Below are 21,593 nucleotides of genomic sequence, written 5' to 3' on the forward strand. Positions count from 1 at the left end.
GTCAATCCTTTTCGCCCTTGTTCTCCGCCAACGCGGCCTCTTTGAGTCGCTTGTTGAGGGCCTTGTCCTTTTCGATCTGGTCCTGCAGGGCCTGCTCGTCGCGCGAATCGTCGTCGGCTTTCGCCTGGCCGCCGGCATCGGCACCCTCGGGGACCTCGTGCTTGGGGTTGCCGTCCTCGTCCAACCAGTCGTTGACCGCGGTGCCCGACACGCTGCCCCCGGTGCCGGGCAGCACGATGGTGGGCTTTTCTTTGTAGGCCTCCATCATCTCGGCGGCCTTCTTCTTGTCGCCCTCGTCCGGCTCGGGCTTCTCCGTCAGTTTTTGATCGGTGTCCTGATCATCCGACTTATCGTCTTGGACGCTCATGCATCAAACCCCCTCGCAATTGCATGTCGCGATGTTCGGGGGGTTACCCGTTGCGGCGTTGTGTCGAAACTCTCATCACCACGATCGTTCGCGTTTGACCAGCTCCACCAGCGCCAGCGGGATCCGCATCGGCTCGGGAGCGCTTGACAGCTGCTCCGCGACCGCCCGCTCGAGCCGGTCGACGAACTCCGCGGCCCGTGCGTCGCGGAGGCTGCCGTCCAGCCCGCGCACCAGGGCGGGGAACAGCGCCGCGCGGGCGAAGGCCGCCCACTGCGCCCCGAAGGCCTCGGCGTCGTGGTCCACCTGGAACCGGGCCCAGAATCGGTCCTCGGCGGTGAACAAGTCGAGCCGGTCGATCGACAGGCCCTCGAAGCGGCCGCTGGGCGAGAACGGGGCCCGAAAGTCCTTCTCGCTGCGGGCAAATGTGGGAATGGTCATGCGCCGGGCCTCGTCCTGGCGCAGCAGGCCGTCGCGCACCTGCTCACGCAGCGCCGCGAGCACCGCGTCGAGCAGCGTCGGAAAACCCGGCGTGCCGTCCTCGTCGAGGGCGATCGTCATCACCACCAGCCGCCCGTCGGGGGCCATTTCGCGGCCGCGGAACGCCACGAAGTTGTGCCAGTCCAGGGCCGCCTGTCGGGCGTAGGCCGCGCGCGCCGTGTCGTCGGTGCTGTAGGCGATGTGCACGTGGTCGTGCACCTCGCCCGGCATCGTGCTCAGCCACTGCGTCGCCCACGATGACCAGCCGAGGTTGACCGTCTGCGACGGCACGATCTGGTTGTAGAAGGACCGGCCGATCGACGACGCGAACGTCGCCGAGTCCAGGTGCAGGTAGCTTTCGGGGTCGTCGGACAGGGTGTGGAACAGCGCAGAGAAGTCGTTGTCCGGGATGTCGGTGTGCGCCACCAGGATTGCGTGGTCATGACGGGTGCGGCGACGCAGGGCCGTGATCGCCGCGCACAGCGGCTTGAGCGAATTGTGCCCGTTGGCGGTGCCGTAGTCGGCGATGACGATGGGCTGCGGGGGCTTGGGTAGCGCCACCTGCTCGGCGGCCCGCTCGAACAGCGCGATGGCCGGGGCCAACCCGGCGGCCTGCAGCCGCGACGACTGCGTGTACACGGGTTCGGGCCGGACCACAATGCTCGATTCGGGCATCCGAGGTTCAGGCCGCATGGCCCAACGATAGTCGTCAGCTGGGCTTCGGGTAGCTGACGCCGGTGAGCTGCTCGGAGAGTTCCCAAAGCCGTTGGCAGTCAGCCTCGTTGCGGGCCCGCTCGGGGACCTTGGCCGGGCGGACCCCGCCGCCGGCGGCCTCGTAGAAGCCGCGGGGCCCGTAGTACGCGCCGCCCTGGGCGTGCGGCGCGGCCGCGGCGTAGAGCGCCGGCAGGATGCCCTCGTCGATCTCCTGCCACAGGAACGGCGTGAACCGCCAGGACGCCTTGTACAACCGTGCCATCAGCGAGGGCGTGTCGCGGCCGTGCGACGGCCCGGCGATCTGCAGGTTGGTCTTGGTCAGTCCCGGGTGCGCGGCGTTGGACATGACGCCCCAGCCGGCCGCGCGGCTGCGCCGGTCCAACTCGAGGGCGAACATCAACACCGCCAGCTTCGACTGGCCGTACGCCGACATCGCCGCGTAGGACTTCTCGAACTGCGGGTCGTCGAAGTGGATCTTGGCGCTCTGGCGGGCCGCCAGGCTGCTCAGCGAGACAACGCGCGCCTTGCCGGCGGCGCGCAGCAGCGGCAGCAGGTGGCCGGTGAGGGCGAAGTGCCCGAGATGATTGCTGCCGAACTGCAATTCGAAGCCGTTGGCGGTGGTGTCGCGTTCGGGCGGCGTCATGACGCCGGCGTTGTTGATCAGGATGTCGACGGGGCGGCCCTCGGCGTTGAGTTGCTCGCCCAGCGCGGCGACCGCGGCCAGCGACGACAGGTCCAGCGACTTGATGGTCAGCTTGGCGTCGGGCACCGTGGTGCGGATCTCGTCGATCGCCTTTTCGCCCTTGGCGCGATTGCGGATCGCCATGACGACGTCGGCGCCGGCGGCGGCGAGCCGCCGGGCCAGGCCGAAGCCCAGGCCGCTGTTGGCGCCGGTGACGATCGCCAGCTTGCCCGACAGGTCGGGCACCGTGGCGACGAGATCGTTGGCCATGCGTATCACTCCCTTCGTGTGCGCCCCGTCATAGTGTGCTCTTTGTGCCGGTTCGTCGACAGCGCACCCGTGGCTGGGCGGCCGCGTTGGCCGTCGGCGCGCTGCCCGCGCTCGCCTTTCCCGCGCCGTCGTGGTGGTGGCTGGCCTGGTTCGGCCTGGTGCCGCTGCTCCTGGTGGTGCGGGCGGCGCCGACCCCGTGGGAGGCGTCCGCGCGGGCCTGGCTCGGCGTCGCCGGATTCGTGCTGGCCACGCAGTACTGGCTGGTGACGTTCGTCGGCCCGTTGCTGGCGGTGATGGCCGCCGGCTTCGGTGCGCTCTGGTTGCCCTGGGGGTGGTTGGCGCATCGGTTGCTGTCGGCGCCGGCCGGGCTGGGCCGGACGGTCGCCGCCATGGTGGTGTTGCCCAGCGCGTGGGTGGCGGCCGACGCCGTGCGGTCCTGGCCGCCGCTCGGCGGGTCATGGGCGGCGCTGGGCGCGTCGCAATCCGCCCAGCCCGTCACCCTGGCGTCGGCCGCGCTGGGAGGGGTGTGGCTGACGAGTTTCCTTGTGGTCGCGGTCAATACGGCGCTGGCGGGCGCTGTCGTGCACCGCGGCGCGTCGGGCCGGCTTGTCGCGCTGGGGTGCGCGGCGGCCTTCGCGGCGGTCGGCCCGGCCTGGTATTTGTTGGGCCCGCCGCCCGCGGGCGGTCCCACGGTGCGGGTGGCGCTGGTGCAGCCCGGGGACATCACCGATTCCGGCGCGCGGCAGGCCGCCAGCGAGGAACTCACCGCTTCGGTTGCCGGTCAGCGCCTGGACCTGGTGGTCTGGGGGGAAAGCAGCGTGGGGTCCGATCTGGGCAGCCACCCGGAGGTGTCGGCGCGGCTCGCCGCATTGTCCCGGCGGGTGGGCGCGGACCTGTTGGTCAACGTCGACGCTCCCGCGCCCGGCGGCGGGATCTACAAGTCGGCGGTGCTGATCGGGCCGGGCGGATCCGCGGGCACGTACCGGAAGACCCGGCTGGTGCCGTTCGGCGAATACGTCCCGCTGCGACCGCTTTTCGGCTGGCTCACCCGCCACAGCAGGGCCGCCGCCGAGGACCGGCAGCGCGGGACCGGGCCCATCGTGTTGCATGCCGGCGCCCTGGCGATCGGGCCGTTGGTCAGCTACGAGACCCTGTTCTCCGACCTCGCCCGCCGGGAGGCACAACTCGGGGCGGAGCTGTTGGTGTATCAGAGCTCCACGTCGTCCTACCAGGGGAGTTGGGCGCAGCCGCAGCTGGCCGCGCAGCCGGCGGTGCGCGCCGTGGAGGCGGGCCGCCCGGCCGTGCACGCCGGACTGTCCGGCGACAGCTCGGCCTTCGACGCGCAAGGCCACCGGCTGGCGTGGTTGCCGTCGAAAGTTCGGGGCGTCACCGTGGTGAGCGTGCCGCTGGGGGCGCGCGTCACGCCCTACCAACGGCTGGGGGACTGGGTACCGGTGCTGGCCTTCGTCGTCCTCGGCTTCGCGCTCGTGCGCTGGCAGCGCCCCGCCCGCGGTGCCACACTGCCTGGATGAGCAGCCGGCGGGTCGCGAAGATCTCGCTGGCCGCTGCCATCGCGGTGATGGTCGTGTCGGTGGGCGGCTTCATCCTCGCCCTGGTGCTCGACGCGTTCGTCCTGGACAGGTACAACGCCTACGGCGAGGTGCCCGTCCCGGGCTCGGGCAGCCTCCACCTGCCCGCCGGTGACGTCACGGTCAGCCTGCACACCGTCGTCATCAGCGGTCCCGACCGCGGACTGCCGGTGCCGCCGCTGGGTGTCACGATCGCGCCGCCCGACGGCGTGGCGCAGCCCGTGCTGACCGAAAGCATCGGGACCACGACGACGGTGAACAACGACGCGCACGTGCGGGTGTGGGTCGCCCGCATCGCGGCCGACGGCACCTACACCATCACCACCGACGGGCAGGTCAACGGGTATATCAACCCGCGACTGGCCTTCGGGCACAAGAGCTCCGCCGGCGTCGTGGTGTGGCTGTTCGTAGCCACGTTCGTGGTGGGGCTGATCGGTGCGCTGTTGTCGGGCCGATGGCTGGCCCGCACCCGCCGCAGGGCGGTGGCGGCGGCCGCGGCGAACCCCTACCCGCGGGCGCCCCCCGCCGCCGCGGCGCACGAACCGACCGACGAGGGTGTCCGACTGGAGAGGCTGAAAACCATTGCCGCGCTGCGGGACTCGGGGGCGTTGACGCAGGAGGAATTCGAGGCCGAGAAGCGCCGGATCCTCGAGGGGCGTTAGGTCGCGGCGGCCCCGGGCCGCCGACGAAACTCAGCCGATCAACCTCTGCCGACGCAACTCAGCCGATCAACCTCTGCCGATCAACCTCTGCCCACCAATAGGCGACCCTCGAATTCGATATCACCGGCGATATCAAATTCCACGGTCACATGGTGGTACCCAGACAGGCACCCGTGTGGCCCCTGCGACTGGGCACCGTGGAACGCGACGGGCCGTCAGTGCCCGCGGGCCACCCACTCCTCGTAGTGCACGATCTCGTCGCCGATCGTGGTGCTGTCGCCGTGGCCGGTGTGCACCACCGTCTCGCCGGGCAGCTTGCCCAGCCGCTCGGAGATGGACTGCAGGATGGTCGGGAAATCCGAATACGAGCGGCCGGTCGCGCCCGGGCCGCCGGAGAACAGGGTGTCCCCGCTGAACACCACGCCCAGGTCGTGCGAATACCAGCACACCGACCCCGGGGAGTGGCCAGGGGTGTGCATCGCCCGCAGCTCCGTGCCGCCCACGCTGAGCGTCTCGCCGTCGGAAATCGGGCGAAAGTCGCTGCCGGGGTGCGTCATCCGCCAGAGCACCTCGTCGGCCGGATGCAACAACACCGGCGCGTCGAGCGTCTTGCCGAGTTCCGGCGCGACCGTCACGTGGTCGTTGTGCCCGTGCGTGCACACCACCGCCACCACATGGCGGCCGGCCACGGCCTCGACGATCGGCGCCGCGTCATGGGCGGCGTCGAACACCACCACATTGGAGTTGTCGCCGATCAGCCAGATGTTGTTGTCGACTTCCCAACTGCCGCCGTCGAGTTCGAAGGTGCCGTGGGTCACCACCCGCTCGATGTTCACCATCAGAGCATCACCACCGAACGCAACACCTTGCCCCCGTGCATCTTGTGGAAGGCCTCCTCGACGTCGCCCAGCCCGATGCGCTCGGAGACAAACTGCTCCAGGGGCAGCCGGCCCTGCAGGTAGAGGTCGATCAAAGTGGGGAAGTCGCGTTCGGGCAGGCAGTCGCCGTACCACGACGACTTCAGCGACCCGCCGTGGCTGAAGAAGTCGATCAGCGGCATCTCGAGCTTCATGTCGGGCGTCGGAACCCCCACCAGCACAACGGTTCCCGCGAGGTCACGGGCGTAGAAGGCCTGCTTCCAGGTTTCGGGCCGGCCGACGGCGTCGATCGCGACGTTGACGCCGAACCCGTCGGTGAGGTCCTGAATGGCCTCGACGACGTCGGCCTGGCGGGCGTTGACGGTGTGGGTGGCGCCGAACTTGCGGGCCCAATCGAGCTTGGTGTCGTCGGTGTCCACCGCGATGATGCGCCGTGCCCCGACGAGCGCGGCGCCGGCGATCGCGGCGTCCCCGACGCCGCCGCAGCCGATCACCGCGACGGTGTCGTCGCGCGTCACCGCGCCGGTGTTGATCGCCGCGCCGATGCCCGCCATCACCCCGCAGCCGAGCAGGCCCGCGACGGCCGGGTCGGCGGCGGGATCGACCTTGGTGCATTGGCCCGCGTGCACCAGCGTCTTGTCGGCGAACGCCCCGATGCCCAGCGCGGGCTTCAGCTCCGTGCCGTCGGTCAGCGTCATCTTCTGCGCGGCGTTGAAGGTGTCGAAACACAGGTGCGGGCGGCCGCGCTTGCAGGCCCGGCACTCGCCGCAGACGGCCCGCCAGTTCAGGACCACGAAGTCACCGGGCTCGACCGCGGTGACACCGGGCCCGACCGCCTCCACCCGGCCGGCGGCCTCGTGCCCCAGCAGGAAGGGGTATTCGTCGTTGATGCCGCCCTCGCGGTAGGTCAGGTCGGTGTGGCACACCCCGCAGGCGATGACGTCGACCAGCGCCTCGCCGGGCCCGGGATCCGGGACGACGATGTCCACCAATTCGACGGGTTCGCCCTTCTTTCGCGAAATGACGCCGCGCACTGTCTGACTCATGGCCACCAACCTACGGTGTACCGTCGCTGACCATGACGGCACCCGAGACCGGTAAAGAATTCGCCGGACGAATCGCCGCGGCCATCGACGGCGCCAGCCTGACCCTGCTGCTGAGCATCGGCCACCAGACCGGCCTGCTGGACACGATGGCCGGGCTCCCGCCCTCCACCAGCGCGCAGATCGCCGACGCGGCCGGCCTCAACGAACGCTACGTGCGCGAGTGGCTGGCCGGCATGACGACCGGACGCGTCGTCGACTACGACGCCGCCACCGCCACCTACTCGCTGCCCGCGCACCGCGCCGCCATGCTCACCCGGGCGGCCGGGCCGGACAACCTCGCCCTGGTGGCCCTGTTCGTGCCCCAGCTCGCCGAGGTCGAACAGAAGATCATCGACTGCTTCCGCGACGGCGGCGGCCTGCACTACGCCGAGTTCCCCCGGTTCCACGCGCTGATGGCCGAGCAGAGCGGCGTCGTGTACGACAAAGCGTTGGTCGACGTCGTGCTGCCGCTGGTCGACGGGCTCGTCGAGCGCCTGCGCTCCGGAGCCGACGTGGCGGACTTCGGCTGCGGCAGCGGCCATGCGATCAACGTGATGGCCCAGGCGTTCCCGGCCAGCCGCTTCACCGGCATCGACTTCTCCGACGAGGCCATCGCCGTCGGCGCCCGCGAGGCCGCCGGCCTCGGCCTGGCGAACGCGACCTTCGAGAGTCACAACCTGGCGCAGCTGGACAAGCGGGACGCCTACGACGTCATCACCGTCTTCGACGCCATCCACGACCAGGCCCAGCCGGACCGGGTGCTGGAGAACATCCACCGCGCGCTGCGGCCCGGTGGCGTCCTGCTGATGGCCGACATCAAGGCGTCCAGCCGGCTCGAGGACAACGTCGGCGTGCCGATGAGCACCTACCTGTACACCACCTCGCTGATGCACTGCATGACGGTGTCGCTGGCTATGGACGGCGCCGGGCTGGGCGCGGCGTGGGGGACACAGCTGGCCACGGCGATGCTGAGTGACGCCGGATTCGGCGACGTTCAGGTGACGGAGATCGAGTCCGACCCGATCAACAACTACTACATCGCCAGAAAGTGATGGCGGCCCTCGACGCTCTGAACGAGTGGCCGGTCGAGGCCGCCGCCGCGGCGGTGATCGGTCCCGACGGGGTGCTGGCCAGCCACGGCGACACCCGGCGGGTGTTCGCGCTGGCGTCGGTGACCAAGCCGCTGGCGGCCCGCGCCGTGCAGGTGGCCGTCGAAGAAGGGGTCCTCGACCTGGACGCCGCCGCCGGGCCGCCGGGCGCCACCATCCGGCACCTGCTGGCGCACGCGTCGGGGTTGACCATGCACAACGATCACGTGCTGGCCGCTCCCGGCGCGCGGCGCATCTACTCCAACTACGGCTTCACCGTGCTGGCCCAGACGGTGGAACGCGAGTCGGGGATCGACTTCGGCCGCTACCTGGCCGAGGCCGTCTGCGAACCCCTGGGCATGGCGGCCACCCGGCTGGATGGCGGCGCCCCCGCAGCCGGGTTCGGGGCGACGTCGACGGTGGCCGACCTGGTGGCCTTCGCCGGTGACCTGCTGCGCCCGGCGACGGTCTCGGCCCAGTTGCACGCCGAGGCGACGACCGTGCAATTTCCCGGCCTGGACGGCGTGTTGCCCGGTTATGGGGTCCAGCGGCCCAACGACTGGGGGCTGGGGTTCGAGATCAGGGACGCGAAATCCCCGCACTGGACGGGCTCGCGCAACTCGCCGCGAACGTACGGCCATTTCGGCCAGGCGGGGGGCTTCATCTGGGCCGATCCCGAACGGGACCTGGCGCTGGTGGCCTTGACCAACCGCGATTTCGGGGACTGGGCGCGGCGGCCGTGGCCGGCGCTTTCCGATGCCGTACTAGCCGAATACGCCTAAACGAAAATGCACACTAGCGCAACACGGGCATCACAAGGCACAATAGACACGCACGACACACAAAATAGTTAGACATCCTGCTTGCCGGGTCCCGCCAGGTCGTTGGGGAAGACGTCCCTCGCGGAACCGAAGGAGCAGGAAATGCGTTCGTCGAATCAATTCGCCGACGTGACGACTGGCGTGGTGTACGTGCACGCCTCGCCGGCGGCGGTGTGCCCGCATGTCGAGTGGGCGTTGTCGTCGACCCTTGGGGCGAAGGCGAACCTCACGTGGACCCCGCAGCCGGCCATGCCCGGACAGCTGCGGGCGGTCACCAACTGGGTCGGGCCGGTGGGCACCGGCGCCCGGCTGGCCAACGCCCTGCGCTCCTGGTCGGTGCTGCGGTTCGAGGTCACCGAGGACCCCAGCCCCGGAGTGGACGGCCAGCGGTTCAGCCACACCCCGCAGCTCGGGCTGTGGAGCGGGGCGATGAGCGCCAACGGCGACGTCATGGTCGGGGAGATGCGGCTGCGGACGCTGATGGCGCAGGGCGCCGACACCCTGGCGGCCGAACTCGACACGGTGCTGGGAACGGCATGGGACGACGCCCTCGAGGCGTACCGCGACGGCGGCGAGGTCGGCGAGGTGACCTGGCTCAGCCGGGGCGTCGGCTAGGCCCAGGGTTGGGTCTCTGGAGGGCAATGCTCGACGTGCGAATTTGATATCGCGGGCGATATCAAATTCGCAGAGCCGGTATTGGTCCTCAGGCTCGGCGCAGGATCCGCAGCGCGCCGGGGACCGCGCTGATCTCGGCGGGCAGCGGGCAGGCGAAGTCGCCGTCGGCGTAGACGTTGATACCGGGGCACTCGACGTGGACCGATCGAGCCCGCGTGGTGCTCACCTCGTCGAGGTTGACGTGAGTGCCCTTCATCACGGTGGGGAACAGGCGCACCAATTTCGTCCGCGACGCCTCGTGCACCATCGTGATGTCGAGCAGGCCGTCGGTGGGGTCGGCGTGCGGGCAGATCAGCATGCCCCCGCCGTAACTGCGGGTGTTGCCGAAGGCGGCCAGGGTGATGTCGGCGTCGATCTCCCGCGTCCCGTCGAGCACCATGCGAAACGGCAAGAGCCGCAGTTGCGATAGCTCGGCGAGCATCGCCAGGTAGTAGCGCAGCCGCCCGTGCGGCCAGCTCATCCGGTTGGCCCGGTCGGTCACCAGGGAGTCGAACCCGGTGGCCGCCACGGTGCCGAACCACTTCTCCCACTTCGTGCCGCCGTCGTCGCGCCGGATCAGGCCCAGGTCGACGGTTTCGGTGAAGCCGTCGACGATGATGTCCGCCGCGGCTTCCGGATCCTTTGTGGGAAGACCGAATTCACGGGCGTGGTCGTTGCCCGTGCCCGCCGCGACGATGCCGATCGGGACGTCGGTGCCCGCCAGCACCTGCAACGCGTTCGACACGACGCCGTCGCCGCCGGTCACCATGACCGCGTCGGCCCCCTTCTCCAGCGCCGCGCTCACCAGATAGCGCGCGTCCTGCGCGTCGTCGCCGATGATCTCGACGACCTCCACGCCGCGGTGGTGCAGCCGAGTGATCGCCAGCTGTGCCGCCCGGATCGCCGCGCCATGCCCCGAGACGGGATTGGTCAGCGCGATCACCTTCGCGATCTCGCGGCGGTTCATGGAATCAGCTTGCCGGGGTTGAGGATTCCGGCCGGGTCCAGGGTCGCCTTGACCGCGCGCAGGACCTGCACCCCCAGTTCGCCGACCTCGTCACGCATCCACGGCCGGTGGTCGGCGCCCACCGCATGGTGGTGGGTGATCGTCCCGCCGGTGGCCATGATCGCGTCGCAGGCGGCCTTTTTCGCGGCCTGCCATTGTTCGATCGGGTTGCCGCGCTGCCCGGCGACGACGGTGAAGTACAGCGACGCCCCGGTGGGGTAGACGTGCGAGATGTGGCACATCACCAGCGCCGGCGTGCCGGTCTGGGCCAGCGCATCGGTGAGAGCTTGTGTGACAGCGGCTTTGAGCGCGGGGATGTTGGACCAGTCGGTCGCGGTCTCGAGCGTCTCGCAGAGCGCGCCGGCCGACAGCAACGAATCGCGCAGGTACGGCGCGCCGAACCGGCCGTGCTCCCAGGCCCGCGCCGGCGCTTCGCCCAGCGACGTTCCGCCCCGCGCCGCCAGCAGCGCGCTGGTCTCGGCGTGCCGGCTTTCGACGTGCTCCGCGCTGCCCTCGAACACCGTGATGCCCAGGCAGCCGCCGGTGATCTGGCTTTCGCCGATCGACTCGGTGGTCGCCAGGTTGACCCCGGTCTCGGCCTCGTCGGAAAGCCGGATGACGGTGGGGCCGGTGGCGGTCTGCGTGACGGCGCGCAGGGCCGCGGCGCCGGTTTGGAAGTCGGGAAACGACCACGCCTGGTAGCGGACGGCTTCCGGGGTCCGGTGCACGCGCAGCCGCACCCGGGTGATGACCCCGAAGACCCCCTCCGAGCCGATGATCAGCTGACGCAGGTCGGGTCCCGCCGCGGATTCCGGGGCGCGGCCCAGGTCCATGGTGCCCACCGGGGTGACCACCCGCAGCCCCCGCACCATGTCGTTGAACCGGCCGTAGCCCGCCGAGTCCTGCCCGGACGAGCGGGTCGCGGCGAAGCCGCCGATGGTGGCGTATTCGAAGCTCTGCGGGAAATGCCCGAGCGAAAAGCCTTGGGCGCCAAGCAAACGCTCGGCCTCCGGGCCGGTGACGCCGGCCCCGAAGACGGCCTGGCCGGACACCTCGTCGAGGGAGATCAGCTGGTCGAGGCGGCGCAGGTCGAGGGCCACGACGGCTTGGAACTCCCCGCGGATGGGATCCAGGCCGCCGACCACGCTGGTGCCGCCGCCGAACGGGACGACGGCGATGCGGTGGTGCGAGCAGTAGCGCAGGATCGTGGCGACGGCGTCCTCGTCGCCGGGCAGCAGGATGGCGTCGGGCGCATCCTGCATGCCGGCGTCCTTGCGGCGCAGCAGGTCGAGCGTGGACTTGCCGCCCGCGTGCAGCAGCCGGTCCCGGTCGTCGGTGCGGCAATATGCCGCGCCGACGAGCTCGGCCAGCGCGTCGCGGTGCGCCTGCGGCAACGCCGACGGGCGCAGGCGCACCTGCTCGGGCGCGAGTTCGGCCGCAGCGGAATCCTCCACGCCCACAGCCTGTTTCAGCAGCGCCCGGATACCTTCCGAGAGCGGCTTGGCCGCCGCGGGGTCGCCCCAGGCGTTCCATTTCATCGGGGGGAGGAGGCCCTCGGGTCGCGTCATGCGTTACAGTATTACACATGCTGTCAATCAGTAACGCCAGCGCCGCGGCGGACACGGGGGAGCGCATCCTCGCGGCGGCGGCCAGCTGTGTGGTCGACTTCGGGGTGGACCGGGTCACCCTGGCCGAAATCGCCCGGCGCGCCGGCGTCAGCAGGCCCACGGTGTACCGGCGCTGGCCGGATACCCGATCGATCGTGGCGACGCTGTTGACCCGGCACGTCACCGAGGCGATGCGGGCCGCGCCGCTGCTCGGTGATGACCGGGAATCGCTTGTGCGCCAGATAGTTACGGTGGCCGACTTGCTGCGACGGGACCGGCTCGTCATGTCGGTGCTGCACTCCGAGCTTGCACCGATCTACATCACCGAGCGCCTGGGGACCAGCCAGCACATGTTGATCGAGGCCCTGGCCGCCCGGCTCGAGGTCGCCCAGCGCACCGGCAGCGTGCGCGCCGGGGACCCCCTGAAGATGGCCACGATGGTGTTGCTGATCGCGCAGTCGACCATTCAGTCGGCCCAGATCGTCGAACCGATCCTGGACGCCGACACGCTGGCCGGCGAACTCGCCTACTCGCTGAACGGATACCTGTCGTGATGCCCGACCCCACCGCGCTGAACGCCGCCCGCCGCGCCGCCGACCTCGCGGCACTCGCCGAGGGCGAGCCGCTGGACGTCGTCGTGATCGGCGGCGGCATCACCGGCGCCGGCATCGCCCTCGATGCCGCCTCGCGGGGCCTGCGGGTGGCGTTGGTGGAAAAGCACGACCTGGCCTTCGGCACCAGCCGCTGGAGTTCCAAGCTGGTCCACGGCGGGCTGCGCTATCTGGCGAGCGGCAACGTGGGCATCGCCCGGCGCAGCGCCGTCGAGCGCGGAATCCTGATGAGCCGCAACGCTCCCCATCTCGTTCACGCGATGCCGCAACTGGTTCCGCTGCTGCCGTCCATGAGCCGGGGCAAACGTGCCCTGGTGCGGGCCGGGTTTCTGGCCGGCGACGCGCTGCGGATGCTGGCGGGGACGCCGTCGTCGATCCTGCCGCGGTCGCGCCGGGTCGGCCCCGAGCGCGTCGTGCAGATGGCGCCGACCGTGCGGCGCGAAGGCCTGGACGGGGGCCTGCTGGCCTACGACGGGCAGCTGATCGACGACGCCCGGCTGGTCACCGCGGTCGCCCGCACCGCCGCGCAGCACGGCGCCCGGATCCTGACCTACGTCGCGGCGTCGAAGGCGACCGGCACCGCGGTGCGGTTGACCGACCAGCGCACCGGGGAGTCGTTCGACGTCTCGGCCCGGGCGGTCATCAACGCGGCCGGGGTGTGGGCGGCCGAGATCGACGACATGTTGCGGCTGCGGCCCAGCCGCGGGACGCATCTGGTGTTCGATGCCGCCGCCTTCGGCAATCCCACTGCGGCGCTGACCATTCCGATTCCCGGCGAGCTCAACCGATTCGTCTTCGCCATGCCCGAACAGCTGGGCCGGGTCTATTTGGGGCTGACCGACGAAGCGGCTCCCGGCCCGATCCCGGACGTCCCCACGCCGTCGGGTGACGAGGTCGCGTTCCTGCTCGACACGGTCAACACCGCGCTCGGGGTGGCGCTCGGGCCGGCCGACGTCATCGGCGCCTACGCGGGCCTGCGGCCGCTGATCGATACCGGCGAGGGCCGCACCGCCGACGTCTCGCGCGAGCACGCCGTCGTGGAGTCGTCGTCCGGGATCATCAGCGTGATCGGCGGCAAGCTCACCGAATATCGCTACATGGCGCAGGACGTGCTGGATCGCGCCGTCAGCGTCCGGCACCTGGGCGCCGCGCGGTGCCGGACGCACAACCTGCCGCTGATCGGGGCGCCCGGCAACCCCGGGGCCGCCGGTACGGGTCCCGTCGGCGGATTGCCGGCGTCGCTGGTAGGCCGGTACGGCGCCGAGGCGGCCAAGGTCGTCGCCACCGCCACCTGCAAGCGCCCGACGGAGCCGGTCGGCGAGGGCGTCGACGTCATCCGCGCGGAATTCGAGTATGCGATCACCCATGAGGGCGCCCTGGACGCCTCCGACGTCCTGGATCGGCGCACCCGGATCGGGTTGGTGGAGTCCGACCGCGAACGGGTGGCCGCGGTGGCGGAGGAGTTCGTGGAGCGGTTCGGTTAGGGCGCCACGCCGATGTCCTCGTGCCACACGTCGGGGTGCTCGGCGATGAAGGCCGACAGCATCGCCACGCAGCGGTCGTCGTCGAGCACGGTGACCCTGACCCCGTTGGCGGCCAGCCAGTCGTGCCCGCCGCTGAAGGTCCGGCATTCGCCGACGAGGAGCGAACCGATGTTGAACTGGCGCACCAGGCCACTGCAGAACCAGCACGGCGAGAGCGTCGTCACCATGACGGTGGCGCGATAGTCCCGCTGTCGGCCGGCCGCCCGGAACGCGTCGACCTCGGCGTGCAACGACGGATCGCCCTGTTGCACACGGCGGTTGCGGCCGCGTCCGAGCAGCACCCCGTCCGCGGTGAACAGCGCGGCCCCGATCGGGATGCCGCCCTCGGCGAGGCCCGTCCGCGCCTCGTCGAACGCGACGTCCATCATCGCCGCCGGGGGAAGGGCCACGACGTCATCTTCCGGTACGGGGCGGCGTTCCACCACGCCCAGTGCCCCACCGCCGCAGATTGTGATTGTAAATATCGAATGACAGTCACTATCATTTTGACCATGACGACCATGCGCGTACCCGTGCTCATCGCCGGCGCCGGCGCCGGCGGCCTCGCCACCTCCGCGCTGCTCGCCCGGCACGGGGTGCGCTCCCTGCTGGTCGAGAAGCGGAATGAGGTCTTCATCTATCCGAAGGCTCGCAACCTGAGCTTCCGCAGCCTGGAGATTCTGCGCGGCCTCGGTCTCAGCGACGAGGTGCACGCGGTGGCCGACCACGTCTCGGCCTTGATGGTCAGGCCCGCGCTCAACAGCCCCGAGGAAAAACCGGCCATCGATGTCAACGCGGTCTTCGCGGGACTCGACGCGCTGAGCCCCGAGCCCGCGGCGCAGTACTGCCCGCAGAGCAGGCTGGAGCCGATCCTGCTTGCCGAGACCCGCCGACGGGGCGGCGAGGTGCGCTACGGGACGGAGCTCGCGTCGCTCCAGCAGGACGAAACGGGCGTCACCGCGGTGGTGCGCGACCGGGGCTCGGGGAAGTCCGAGACCGTCCGCGCTGACTACCTCGTCGGCGCCGACGGGGTGCACAGCCCGGTCCGCAACCGGTTGGGCATCACCACGTCCGGTCATGGCGCACTGCCGATCTACGTGGTCTTCATCTACTTCCGGGCGCCCTGGACCAAGTTCGTCTCGCAGCTGGCCGACGGTGACGGCGTGCAGGTCAAGAACGCCGACGTCGACGGCATCTTTCTGCTGGTCGACGGCGACCTGGGGATGTTCATCACCATGTATTTCCCGGGCAGGGGCGAGACGGCCGACCAGTTCACGCCGCAACGGTGCCGCGACCTGCTCACCAAGGCGATCGGCGAGCCGATCGACATCGACGTCATCGAGGTCGCGGCGTGGCAGCCCTACGAGCAGGTGGCCGACCAATTCCAGTGCGGGCGGGTCTTTCTCGTCGGCGATTCGGCGCACACCATGCCGCCGTTCAAGGCCGGGGGTGCCAACACCGCGATACAGAGTGCGCACAACCTGGCGTGGAAGCTCGCCGCGGTGCTGGACGGGACCGCGGATCCGGCGTTGTTGCAGACCTACCACGCCGAACGCCACCCGGTGGGGCGGTTCGCGGCCCGGCAGTCGCTGACGGGCCCGACGCTTGCCGTGCTGCCGCTGAGCGATGACCGGCCGCAGCTGCCGGCCGGGGAAGAGTGCTCGATGTTCGAGTTGCTCATCGGATACCGCTACCACTCGCCCGCCATCGTGAACGGCTCGACCGAGCCGGACGCGGTGCAACTGGTCTCGGAGTTGCGCGCCCAACCCGGCACCCGGGTTCCGCACGTGTGGGTGCGCGACGGTGTTTCGACGCTGGACCTGCTGGGCCCAGGATTCACGGTGCTCAGCGGTGACGAACGCTGGTGTGCCGCCGCGGCTTCGGCGTCGGTGACCGCGCATCGCGTCTACAGCGACGAGTGGGCGGCGGCCACCGGGCTCGCGCCCGAGGGGGCGCTGCTGATCCGCCCGGACGACTTCGTCGGCTGGCGCTGTGATGCGCCGCCGGCGGACGCGGAAGGCCAACTTCGGCAAGCGCTCGCGACGATCCTCGGTCGCTAGGCTGATCCGCGAGCAGACACATAATCGCACTGCGAAGCCTCCACGGATGCGATTATGTGTCTGCTCGCGGATCAGCTGGCCAGTCGCGGGCGGTTCAGGTGGGTCGCGATGCGGTCGGCGAGGCGGTCGGGTTCTCGCCGAACGTCATCGACGACGATAGGGATGATCGTCCACCCGAGTTCCTGGATTTTGGCCCACCGGGTTTTGTCGCGGAGCATCGCCTCGCGGCCCACATGCCAGTCGATGCTCTCGTATTCTGCTGCCAAACGCGTTGTCGGCCAGGCGAAGTCGACGCGCCACAACTCGCCGTCGCGTCCGACGATTGGATGCTGCAGCTCGGGGAGCGGTAGCCCCCGGTCGATCATGACGAGCCGGGCCTCGCTCTCCATGGCCGATTCCGCACGGCCGTCCGCGAAAGGCAGCAGAGCCCGCACGGCAACGATCCCTCGCCGCCCCCGCTGCTCGGCCACGGCATCACCAATGTCATTGCGACTGCATCGCATCGACCGTAATGCGGCGTCGAGTGTTGCCAGGGCTCGTGGCCGGGGCAGCTGCCTTGCGACCTCCACCGCAGTCCATCCCGGCGCCGTTGCGAGTCGACCCTCGATTCGTTGGAGCAGGGCACCGGTGCGTTGATGCACCATCAGACCGACTGTAGGACGCATGCGGACGCCCGGATCGAGAACGTGGATCGCGGTGGTGTTCTCCGTGTCGAACCCGTATAAGGCCGCGGCGGTGCCCATACAGGCCACCGCATGCCGATTCATGAAGAGATCCAATGCAGCCAAGCGCCCGAGAAGGTTTGGCTGTGTGACCCCGTAGACCCCATGCCACACGCGGATAAGCCCACCGCGTCGGACTTGAACGTCGAGTTGCTGACGGGTCATGACTGTCAGCAGTTGTGCGGTTGTCGCGAACCCGCCGGATTGGTGTAGGAGCTCTCGCGCGTCGCTCTGCACGGCAAGAGCATGCGGAGATCGGACTCAGATCGGCCAGTCACCCCTGGGGATTAGCCCGGTGAGCAGACGCAAAATCGCAGCGCGCGGGCACCGCGCGTGCGATTTTGCGTCTGCTCGCCCTAGAAGGCGGATTACAGCGGGATGTTCTTGTGGCGGCCGCGGCGCGTCGGCGCCTGGGCCAGCGCCTCGGTGAGCTTGCTGCGGGTGTGCGACGGGTCGATCTTCTCGTCGACCACACCGATCTCGATGGCGCTGTCCACACCGCCGGCGATCTTCTCGTGCTCGGCCGCCAACTCGTCGTGCAGCGCCTCGCGCTCGTGGTCCGCCGCGGCGGCCAGCTTCTTCTTGTGCAGGATCCCGACGGCGGCCTTGGCGCCCATCACGGCCACCTCGGCGTCCGGCCAGGCGTACACCTTGGTCGCGTTGAGCGACCGGGAGTTCATCGCGATGTAAGCCCCGCCGTAGGTCTTCCGGGTGACCAGCGTGACGCGCGGAACCGTGCACTCGCCGAAGGCGTGCAACAGCTTCGCGCCGCGGCGCACCACGCCGCCCCACTCCTGGTCGACACCCGGCAGGTAGCCCGGCACGTCGACGACCACCACCAGCGGGATGCCGAACGCGTCGCAGAGCCGCACGAAACGTGCTGCCTTCTCGGCGCTTTCGGAGTTCAGGCAGCCGCCCAGCCGCAGCGGGTTGTTCGCCAGCACGCCGACCGTCCGGCCGGACAGCCGGCCCAGCCCGATCACCATCGACGGCGCCCAGTTGGCCTGGAACTCGTCGAACGGGGTCTCGTCGTCCAGGATCGCGGTCACGATCGGACGCACGTCGTAGGCCCGCCGCGACGATTCCGGCAGCAGCGCGTGGATGTCGGTGTCACCCGCTTCGGCCTTGGTGCGGTCGAAATGCCCTTGCTGGCAGAACAATCCGACCAGGCGACGGCCGCGCTCGTAGGCGTCGAGCTCGTCGTCGGCGACGATGTGGCAGACCCCGGACTTCTTGTGGTGGGTCTCCGGGCCGCCGAGGGACGCCATGTCGACGTCCTCACCGGTGACGCTGCGCACCACGTCCGGCCCGGTGACGAACACCCGGCTCTCGGGCGCCATCACGATGACGTCGGTGAGCGCGGGGCCGTAGGCGGCGCCGCCGGCCGCGAAACCGACGACCACCGAGATCTGCGGGACGTACCCGGACGCGCGGATCATCGCCTCGAACACCGTGCCGACCGCGTGCAGCGCCTTGACGCCCTCGGCCAGCCGGGCCCCGCCGGAGTGCCAGATGCCCACGATCGGGCTCTGTTCCTCGATGGCGGTGTCGTAGGCGTTGACGATGTGCGCGCAGCCCTCGACGCCCATGGCGCCGCCCATCACCGTTCCGTCGGTGCAGAAGGCGATGGTGCGCACACCGTTCACCGTTCCCGCCGCCGACAGCACACCCGAGCGGTCACGCTCGTGCAGCAGCTCGACGCTGCCCTCGTCGAAGAAGTTGCTCAGACGCAGCAACGGGTCCCTGGGGTCGAGCGACTCGCCAACCGACGCGGGGGCCATGATTGTCATCGCAAGGTCTCCTGTTCTCCGGTGTGCTCTCGGTTGAGAAGCGGTGATCAGTACCGCCCGAACGCGATCGCGACGTTGTGCCCGCCGAATCCGAACGAGTTGTTGATGGCGTACTCGTAGTTGCCCGGCCGCGGCTTACCCGACACCACGTCCAGGTCGACCTCCGGGTCGAGGTTTTCCAGGTTCAGCGTGGGCGGGACGACCTGGTCGCGCAATGCGAGGATCGTCAGGATCGACTCGACCGCGCCCACCGCACCGACCGAGTGTCCCAGCGCGGCTTTCGGCGCGTAGACCGCGGCGTTGCCACCGTGGGCGCCCAGCGCGTTGTTGATCGCCTTGCTCTCGGCGACGTCACCCACCGAGGTGCCGGTGGCGTGGGCGTTCACGTGGTGGATGTCGCCGGGCGTCAGGCCGGCCAGCTGGATCGCCCGGCTCATCGCGTGCCCGGCCCGCAGGCCGTTGGGGTCCGGCGCCACCATGTGGTAGCCGTCCGAGGTGATGGCGGCCCCCATGATCCGGGCCAGGATGTTGGCACCGCGAGCCTTGGCGTGCTCCTCGGTCTCGATCACCATGAGCGCCCCCGCCTCGCCGAACACGAAGCCGGTGCGGTCCCGGTCGAACGGGCGGCAGGCGCCCGCCGGGTCGTCGTTCTTCGTCGACATCACGATGCGCATCTGGGCGAATGCCGCGATCGGCACGGCTTCGATCTTGGTCTCCACACCACCGCAGATGGCGATGTCGGCCTCGCCGAAGACGATGTTGCGCCACGCCTGGGCGATGCCCTCGGAGCCGGACGCGCACGCCGACACGGGGGTGATCACACCCGCCTTGGCGTGCCGCTCCAGGCCCACCGCCGCGGCGGCGCCGTTGGGCATGTACTTCTGCACCCCGAGCGGGGAGACCGCCTTCATGCCGCGAGCGCGCATGTCGTCGTAGCTGAAGACCATCTCCTCCGAGGAGCCCAGGCCGGTGCCGATGGACACCATCAAGCGGTCGGAGTCGACCTCGGGCGAGCCGGCGTTCTCCCAGACCCGTCGGCTCAAGATGGTGGACATCCGCTGCAGGTAACCCGTGCGGCGCAGCTCGACGCGGGTCATCTGGCTGTCGAACTCCTCCAGCAGGTGCCCACCGATCTTCACCGGCAGGTCGAACTCCTCGACGAACGGGTCCTCGAGGCGGCGGATACCACTTTGGCTGTCCAACAACAGCTTCCAGGTGGTTTCGGCATCAGTTGCCAGAGCGGTCGTCATGGCGATGCCAGTGACGACCACGTTCGGGAGCGTTTTCCCGGTAACCAGCTCTGTCATGGGTCTTACGAACGTTCCTTTCGTACTTGTCCGGTTCCGCCCCGGGCCGATTGCGGCCCGAGGCGGAACCGGATGCCGTGCTCAGTACCGCCCGAAGGCGAGTGCCACGTTGTGGCCACCGAATCCGAACGAGTTGTTGATGGCGTAACGGAAATCGCCGTAGCGAGGTTCGCCCGCGACAACATCAAGGTCGATCTCGGGATCGGGGGTTTCGTAATTGAGTGTTGGCGGTATCACGCCGTCCCGAAGGCTCAATACCGTGAGAACAGATTCCAGCGCACCGACCGCTCCGATGGAGTGGCCCAGTGCGGATTTGGGTGCGTACACCGCGGCTTGCTCGCAGCCGGCGACCCGGATGGCGTTGGCCTCGGCCGTGTCGCCGATCGGTGTCGCCGTCCCGTGAGCGTTGACGTGGTCAATGTCCTTGGGGGACAAGCCCGCCAACTCGAGCGCCCGCGTCATCGCCCGGCCGGCGCGCACGCCGTCGGCCGCGGGGGCCACCATGTGGAAGGCGTCCGAGGTGATGCCGGCGCCCATCAAGCGGGCCAGCGGCTTGGCGCCGCGGGCCTTGGCGTGCTCCTCGGTCTCGATGAGCATCATGGCCCCGGCCTCGCCGAACACGAAGCCGTCGCGGTCCTTGTCGAAGGGCCGCGATGCGCGTTCGGGCTCGTCGTTGCGAGTGGACATGGCCCGCATCATGGAGAACGCCGCGATGGGCAGCGCCTCGATGGGACCCTCGACGCCACCGCACACGGCCACGTCGGCGTCACCCATGACGATCTGACGCCACGCGTGGGCGATCGCTTCGGAGCCCGACGAACAGGCCGACACCGGGGTGATCACCCCGGCGCGCGCCCCGAGCTGCAGGCCCACCACCGCCGCGGCGCCGTTGGGCATGATCATCTGAACGGCGAGCGGCGACACCTTGCGGGGGCCGCCCTCGTTCATCAGGTCGTAGCTCTCCACGATCCGTTCGGCGCCGCCGAGCCCGGTGCCGACCACGACCGAGAACCGGTCGGGGTCGAGCTCCGGGTTGCCGGCGGTCTCCCACAGCTGAGTGCTCAGCAACTTGGCCAGCCGCTGCACGTAGGACATCCGCCGCAAGTCGAGCCTGCTCATGTGCTCGTCGATGGGCTCCTTGAGGTGGCCACCGATCTTGACGGGCAGGTCCCACTTGGTGACGAACTCGTCTTCGAGCACGCGGATGCCGCTTTCGCCGGCCAGCAAACCCTTCCACGTGCTCTCGATGTCCGGCGCGATCGAGGTCGTCGCCGTGACGGCGGTTACCACAACGCTGGGGTAACCGCCATTAGCAGTGGAAGGCTTGCTCACTTGTCCGCGTCCATCCTTGCCTTGACGTTGGCGACGGCGTCGGGGTTCTCGGTCTCCAGCTTGGCGCGCAGCGCCTCGGCGGCCTCGGGGTTCTCTTCCTCGAGCTTCTGGATGTAGGAGACGACGTCACCAACGGTGCGCAGGCCGGCGAGGTCCTCGTCCGGGATCTTCACGCCGTACTTGTCCTCGGTCTGCACGGCGATCTCGACCATCGACAGCGAGTCGATGTCCAGGTCGTCGACGAACGACTTCTCCGGGGTGACCTCGGACGGCTCGATACCGGTGACCTCTTCGATGATCTCCGCGATACCGGCGATGATTTCTTCCTGGCTGACGGCCACAGCGTCT

21 protein-coding genes are annotated in these 21,593 nt (G+C 69.7%); 8 read left to right on the forward strand and 13 right to left on the reverse strand.

Annotation, left to right across the window (positions count from 1 at the left end; translation table 11 throughout):
* Position 1 precedes the first annotated feature (1 nt).
* From AWC03_RS18940 to AWC03_RS18950, 3 genes are all read right to left on the reverse strand, one after another.
* The gene (locus AWC03_RS18940; protein ID WP_085242255.1) at positions 2-367 is read right to left on the reverse strand and encodes a hypothetical protein; all 366 of its coding nucleotides are present in this window, start codon (positions 365-367) and stop codon (positions 2-4) included.
* A 75-nt stretch (positions 368-442) separates the two neighbouring features.
* Positions 443-1,537, reverse strand: coding sequence for a class I SAM-dependent methyltransferase (locus AWC03_RS18945; RefSeq protein WP_085242256.1), 1,095 nt, complete (start codon positions 1,535-1,537; stop codon positions 443-445).
* A 16-nt stretch (positions 1,538-1,553) separates the two neighbouring features.
* Positions 1,554-2,510 (reverse strand): SDR family oxidoreductase, encoded by a 957-nt coding sequence (locus AWC03_RS18950; RefSeq protein ID WP_085242257.1) that lies wholly within the window; start codon positions 2,508-2,510, stop codon positions 1,554-1,556.
* A gap of 86 nt (positions 2,511-2,596) precedes the next feature.
* On the opposite strand from AWC03_RS18950, the gene lnt reads away from it, so the two are divergent.
* Both lnt and AWC03_RS18960 read left to right on the forward strand, forming a co-directional pair.
* Entirely contained in the window at positions 2,597-4,042 is a 1,446-nt protein-coding gene (gene lnt, locus AWC03_RS18955; protein WP_085242258.1) for an apolipoprotein N-acyltransferase, read from the forward strand.
* Entirely contained in the window at positions 4,039-4,761 is a 723-nt protein-coding gene (locus tag AWC03_RS18960; protein ID WP_085242259.1) for an SHOCT domain-containing protein, read from the forward strand. Before lnt ends, AWC03_RS18960 begins: the two co-directional genes overlap by 4 nt.
* Positions 4,762-4,976: 215 nt before the next feature.
* Here the strand turns inward: AWC03_RS18960 and AWC03_RS18965 are convergent, their stop codons facing one another.
* Positions 4,977-5,600 carry an MBL fold metallo-hydrolase gene (locus AWC03_RS18965; RefSeq protein WP_085242260.1) on the reverse strand — a complete coding sequence of 208 codons (624 nt, stop codon included), beginning with the start codon at positions 5,598-5,600 and terminating at the stop codon, positions 4,977-4,979.
* A complete protein-coding gene (locus tag AWC03_RS18970) occupies positions 5,600-6,685 on the reverse strand; it encodes an S-(hydroxymethyl)mycothiol dehydrogenase (RefSeq protein ID WP_085242261.1) in 1,086 nt (361 codons plus the stop codon). The genes AWC03_RS18965 and AWC03_RS18970 overlap by 1 nt, the downstream gene beginning before the upstream one ends.
* 32 nt (positions 6,686-6,717) lie before the next feature.
* Between AWC03_RS18970 and AWC03_RS18975 the strand changes: the two genes are divergently transcribed.
* The 3 genes from AWC03_RS18975 (at position 6,718) to AWC03_RS18985 (ending at position 9,248) form a co-directional block, all read left to right on the forward strand.
* Positions 6,718-7,776: a class I SAM-dependent methyltransferase gene (locus AWC03_RS18975; RefSeq protein WP_085242262.1), complete on the forward strand. Its 1,059-nt coding sequence runs from the start codon at positions 6,718-6,720 to the stop codon at positions 7,774-7,776.
* Positions 7,776-8,594 carry a serine hydrolase domain-containing protein gene (locus tag AWC03_RS18980; RefSeq protein WP_085242263.1) on the forward strand — a complete coding sequence of 273 codons (819 nt, stop codon included), beginning with the start codon at positions 7,776-7,778 and terminating at the stop codon, positions 8,592-8,594. Before AWC03_RS18975 ends, AWC03_RS18980 begins: the two co-directional genes overlap by 1 nt.
* 141 nt (positions 8,595-8,735) lie before the next feature.
* The gene (locus AWC03_RS18985) at positions 8,736-9,248 is read left to right on the forward strand and encodes a DUF3145 domain-containing protein (RefSeq protein ID WP_085242264.1); all 513 of its coding nucleotides are present in this window, start codon (positions 8,736-8,738) and stop codon (positions 9,246-9,248) included.
* An 88-nt stretch (positions 9,249-9,336) separates the two neighbouring features.
* On the opposite strand, the gene AWC03_RS18990 is transcribed toward AWC03_RS18985, so the two are convergent.
* On the reverse strand, positions 9,337-10,254 hold the full coding sequence (locus AWC03_RS18990; RefSeq protein ID WP_085242265.1) for a diacylglycerol kinase: 918 nt from the start codon (positions 10,252-10,254) through the stop codon (positions 9,337-9,339).
* Positions 10,251-11,831 carry an FAD-binding oxidoreductase gene (locus tag AWC03_RS18995; protein ID WP_338067435.1) on the reverse strand — a complete coding sequence of 527 codons (1,581 nt, stop codon included), beginning with the start codon at positions 11,829-11,831 and terminating at the stop codon, positions 10,251-10,253. The genes AWC03_RS18990 and AWC03_RS18995 overlap by 4 nt, the downstream gene beginning before the upstream one ends.
* A 47-nt stretch (positions 11,832-11,878) precedes the next feature.
* Here AWC03_RS18995 and AWC03_RS19000 point away from each other — a divergent pair, with 47 nt between their 5' ends.
* Positions 11,879-12,454, forward strand: a complete 576-nt coding sequence (locus AWC03_RS19000; protein ID WP_085242267.1) for a TetR/AcrR family transcriptional regulator — start codon at positions 11,879-11,881, stop codon at positions 12,452-12,454.
* Positions 12,454-13,995 (forward strand): glycerol-3-phosphate dehydrogenase/oxidase, encoded by a 1,542-nt coding sequence (locus tag AWC03_RS19005; protein WP_142278435.1) that lies wholly within the window; start codon positions 12,454-12,456, stop codon positions 13,993-13,995. The genes AWC03_RS19000 and AWC03_RS19005 overlap by 1 nt, the downstream gene beginning before the upstream one ends.
* On the opposite strand, the gene AWC03_RS19010 is transcribed toward AWC03_RS19005, so the two are convergent.
* Complete coding sequence (locus tag AWC03_RS19010) at positions 13,992-14,423, reverse strand: nucleoside deaminase (RefSeq protein ID WP_085242269.1); 432 nt, start codon at positions 14,421-14,423, stop codon at positions 13,992-13,994. The two genes, AWC03_RS19005 and AWC03_RS19010, sit on opposite strands and share 4 nt — an antisense overlap.
* A 123-nt stretch (positions 14,424-14,546) precedes the next feature.
* Here AWC03_RS19010 and AWC03_RS19015 point away from each other — a divergent pair, with 123 nt between their 5' ends.
* The gene (locus tag AWC03_RS19015; RefSeq protein ID WP_085242270.1) at positions 14,547-16,094 is read left to right on the forward strand and encodes an FAD-dependent monooxygenase; all 1,548 of its coding nucleotides are present in this window, start codon (positions 14,547-14,549) and stop codon (positions 16,092-16,094) included.
* 71 nt (positions 16,095-16,165) lie between these two features.
* On the opposite strand, the gene AWC03_RS19020 is transcribed toward AWC03_RS19015, so the two are convergent.
* The 5 genes from AWC03_RS19020 to acpM form a co-directional block, all read right to left on the reverse strand.
* Positions 16,166-17,053, reverse strand: coding sequence for a hypothetical protein (locus tag AWC03_RS19020; RefSeq protein ID WP_085242271.1), 888 nt, complete (start codon positions 17,051-17,053; stop codon positions 16,166-16,168).
* Between the two features lie 131 nt (positions 17,054-17,184).
* A complete protein-coding gene (locus tag AWC03_RS19025; protein WP_085242272.1) occupies positions 17,185-18,606 on the reverse strand; it encodes an acyl-CoA carboxylase subunit beta in 1,422 nt (473 codons plus the stop codon).
* A 47-nt stretch (positions 18,607-18,653) separates the two neighbouring features.
* On the reverse strand, positions 18,654-19,913 hold the full coding sequence (gene kasB / locus AWC03_RS19030) for a 3-oxoacyl-ACP synthase KasB (RefSeq protein ID WP_085242273.1): 1,260 nt from the start codon (positions 19,911-19,913) through the stop codon (positions 18,654-18,656).
* An 81-nt stretch (positions 19,914-19,994) separates the two neighbouring features.
* Positions 19,995-21,245 carry a 3-oxoacyl-ACP synthase KasA gene (gene kasA, locus AWC03_RS19035; RefSeq protein ID WP_085242274.1) on the reverse strand — a complete coding sequence of 417 codons (1,251 nt, stop codon included), beginning with the start codon at positions 21,243-21,245 and terminating at the stop codon, positions 19,995-19,997.
* Positions 21,242-21,586, reverse strand: coding sequence for a meromycolate extension acyl carrier protein AcpM (acpM, locus tag AWC03_RS19040; protein ID WP_067917886.1), 345 nt, complete (start codon positions 21,584-21,586; stop codon positions 21,242-21,244). Before acpM ends, kasA begins: the two co-directional genes overlap by 4 nt.
* Positions 21,587-21,593: the final 7 nt, after the last annotated feature.

Source organism: Mycobacterium europaeum (genome assembly GCF_002102155.1).
Lineage (GTDB): Bacteria > Actinomycetota > Actinomycetes > Mycobacteriales > Mycobacteriaceae > Mycobacterium > Mycobacterium europaeum.

Bases quoted from the DNA above. Each gene is read 5' to 3' on its own strand.
- AWC03_RS18980 (WP_085242263.1), top strand. From the start codon at position 7,776: ATGGCGGCCCTCGACGCTCTGAACGAGTGGCCGGTCGAGGCCGCCGCC.
- AWC03_RS18975 (WP_085242262.1), top strand. From the start codon at position 6,718: ATGACGGCACCCGAGACCGGTAAAGAATTCGCCGGACGAATCGCCGCG.
- AWC03_RS19015 (WP_085242270.1), top strand. From the start codon at position 14,547: ATGACGACCATGCGCGTACCCGTGCTCATCGCCGGCGCCGGCGCCGGC.
- AWC03_RS18940 (WP_085242255.1), bottom strand. From the start codon at position 367: ATGAGCGTCCAAGACGATAAGTCGGATGATCAGGACACCGATCAAAAA.
- AWC03_RS18985 (WP_085242264.1), top strand. From the start codon at position 8,736: ATGCGTTCGTCGAATCAATTCGCCGACGTGACGACTGGCGTGGTGTAC.
- AWC03_RS18945 (WP_085242256.1), bottom strand. From the start codon at position 1,537: ATGCGGCCTGAACCTCGGATGCCCGAATCGAGCATTGTGGTCCGGCCC.
- AWC03_RS18960 (WP_085242259.1), top strand. From the start codon at position 4,039: ATGAGCAGCCGGCGGGTCGCGAAGATCTCGCTGGCCGCTGCCATCGCG.
- AWC03_RS18965 (WP_085242260.1), bottom strand. From the start codon at position 5,600: ATGGTGAACATCGAGCGGGTGGTGACCCACGGCACCTTCGAACTCGAC.
- AWC03_RS19000 (WP_085242267.1), top strand. From the start codon at position 11,879: ATGCTGTCAATCAGTAACGCCAGCGCCGCGGCGGACACGGGGGAGCGC.
- AWC03_RS18995 (WP_338067435.1), bottom strand. From the start codon at position 11,831: ATGAAATGGAACGCCTGGGGCGACCCCGCGGCGGCCAAGCCGCTCTCG.
- AWC03_RS18990 (WP_085242265.1), bottom strand. From the start codon at position 10,254: ATGAACCGCCGCGAGATCGCGAAGGTGATCGCGCTGACCAATCCCGTC.
- AWC03_RS18950 (WP_085242257.1), bottom strand. From the start codon at position 2,510: ATGGCCAACGATCTCGTCGCCACGGTGCCCGACCTGTCGGGCAAGCTG.
- AWC03_RS19010 (WP_085242269.1), bottom strand. From the start codon at position 14,423: ATGATGGACGTCGCGTTCGACGAGGCGCGGACGGGCCTCGCCGAGGGC.
- AWC03_RS19005 (WP_142278435.1), top strand. From the start codon at position 12,454: ATGCCCGACCCCACCGCGCTGAACGCCGCCCGCCGCGCCGCCGACCTC.
- AWC03_RS18970 (WP_085242261.1), bottom strand. From the start codon at position 6,685: ATGAGTCAGACAGTGCGCGGCGTCATTTCGCGAAAGAAGGGCGAACCC.
- AWC03_RS19025 (WP_085242272.1), bottom strand. From the start codon at position 18,606: ATGACAATCATGGCCCCCGCGTCGGTTGGCGAGTCGCTCGACCCCAGG.
- kasB (WP_085242273.1), bottom strand. From the start codon at position 19,913: ATGACAGAGCTGGTTACCGGGAAAACGCTCCCGAACGTGGTCGTCACT.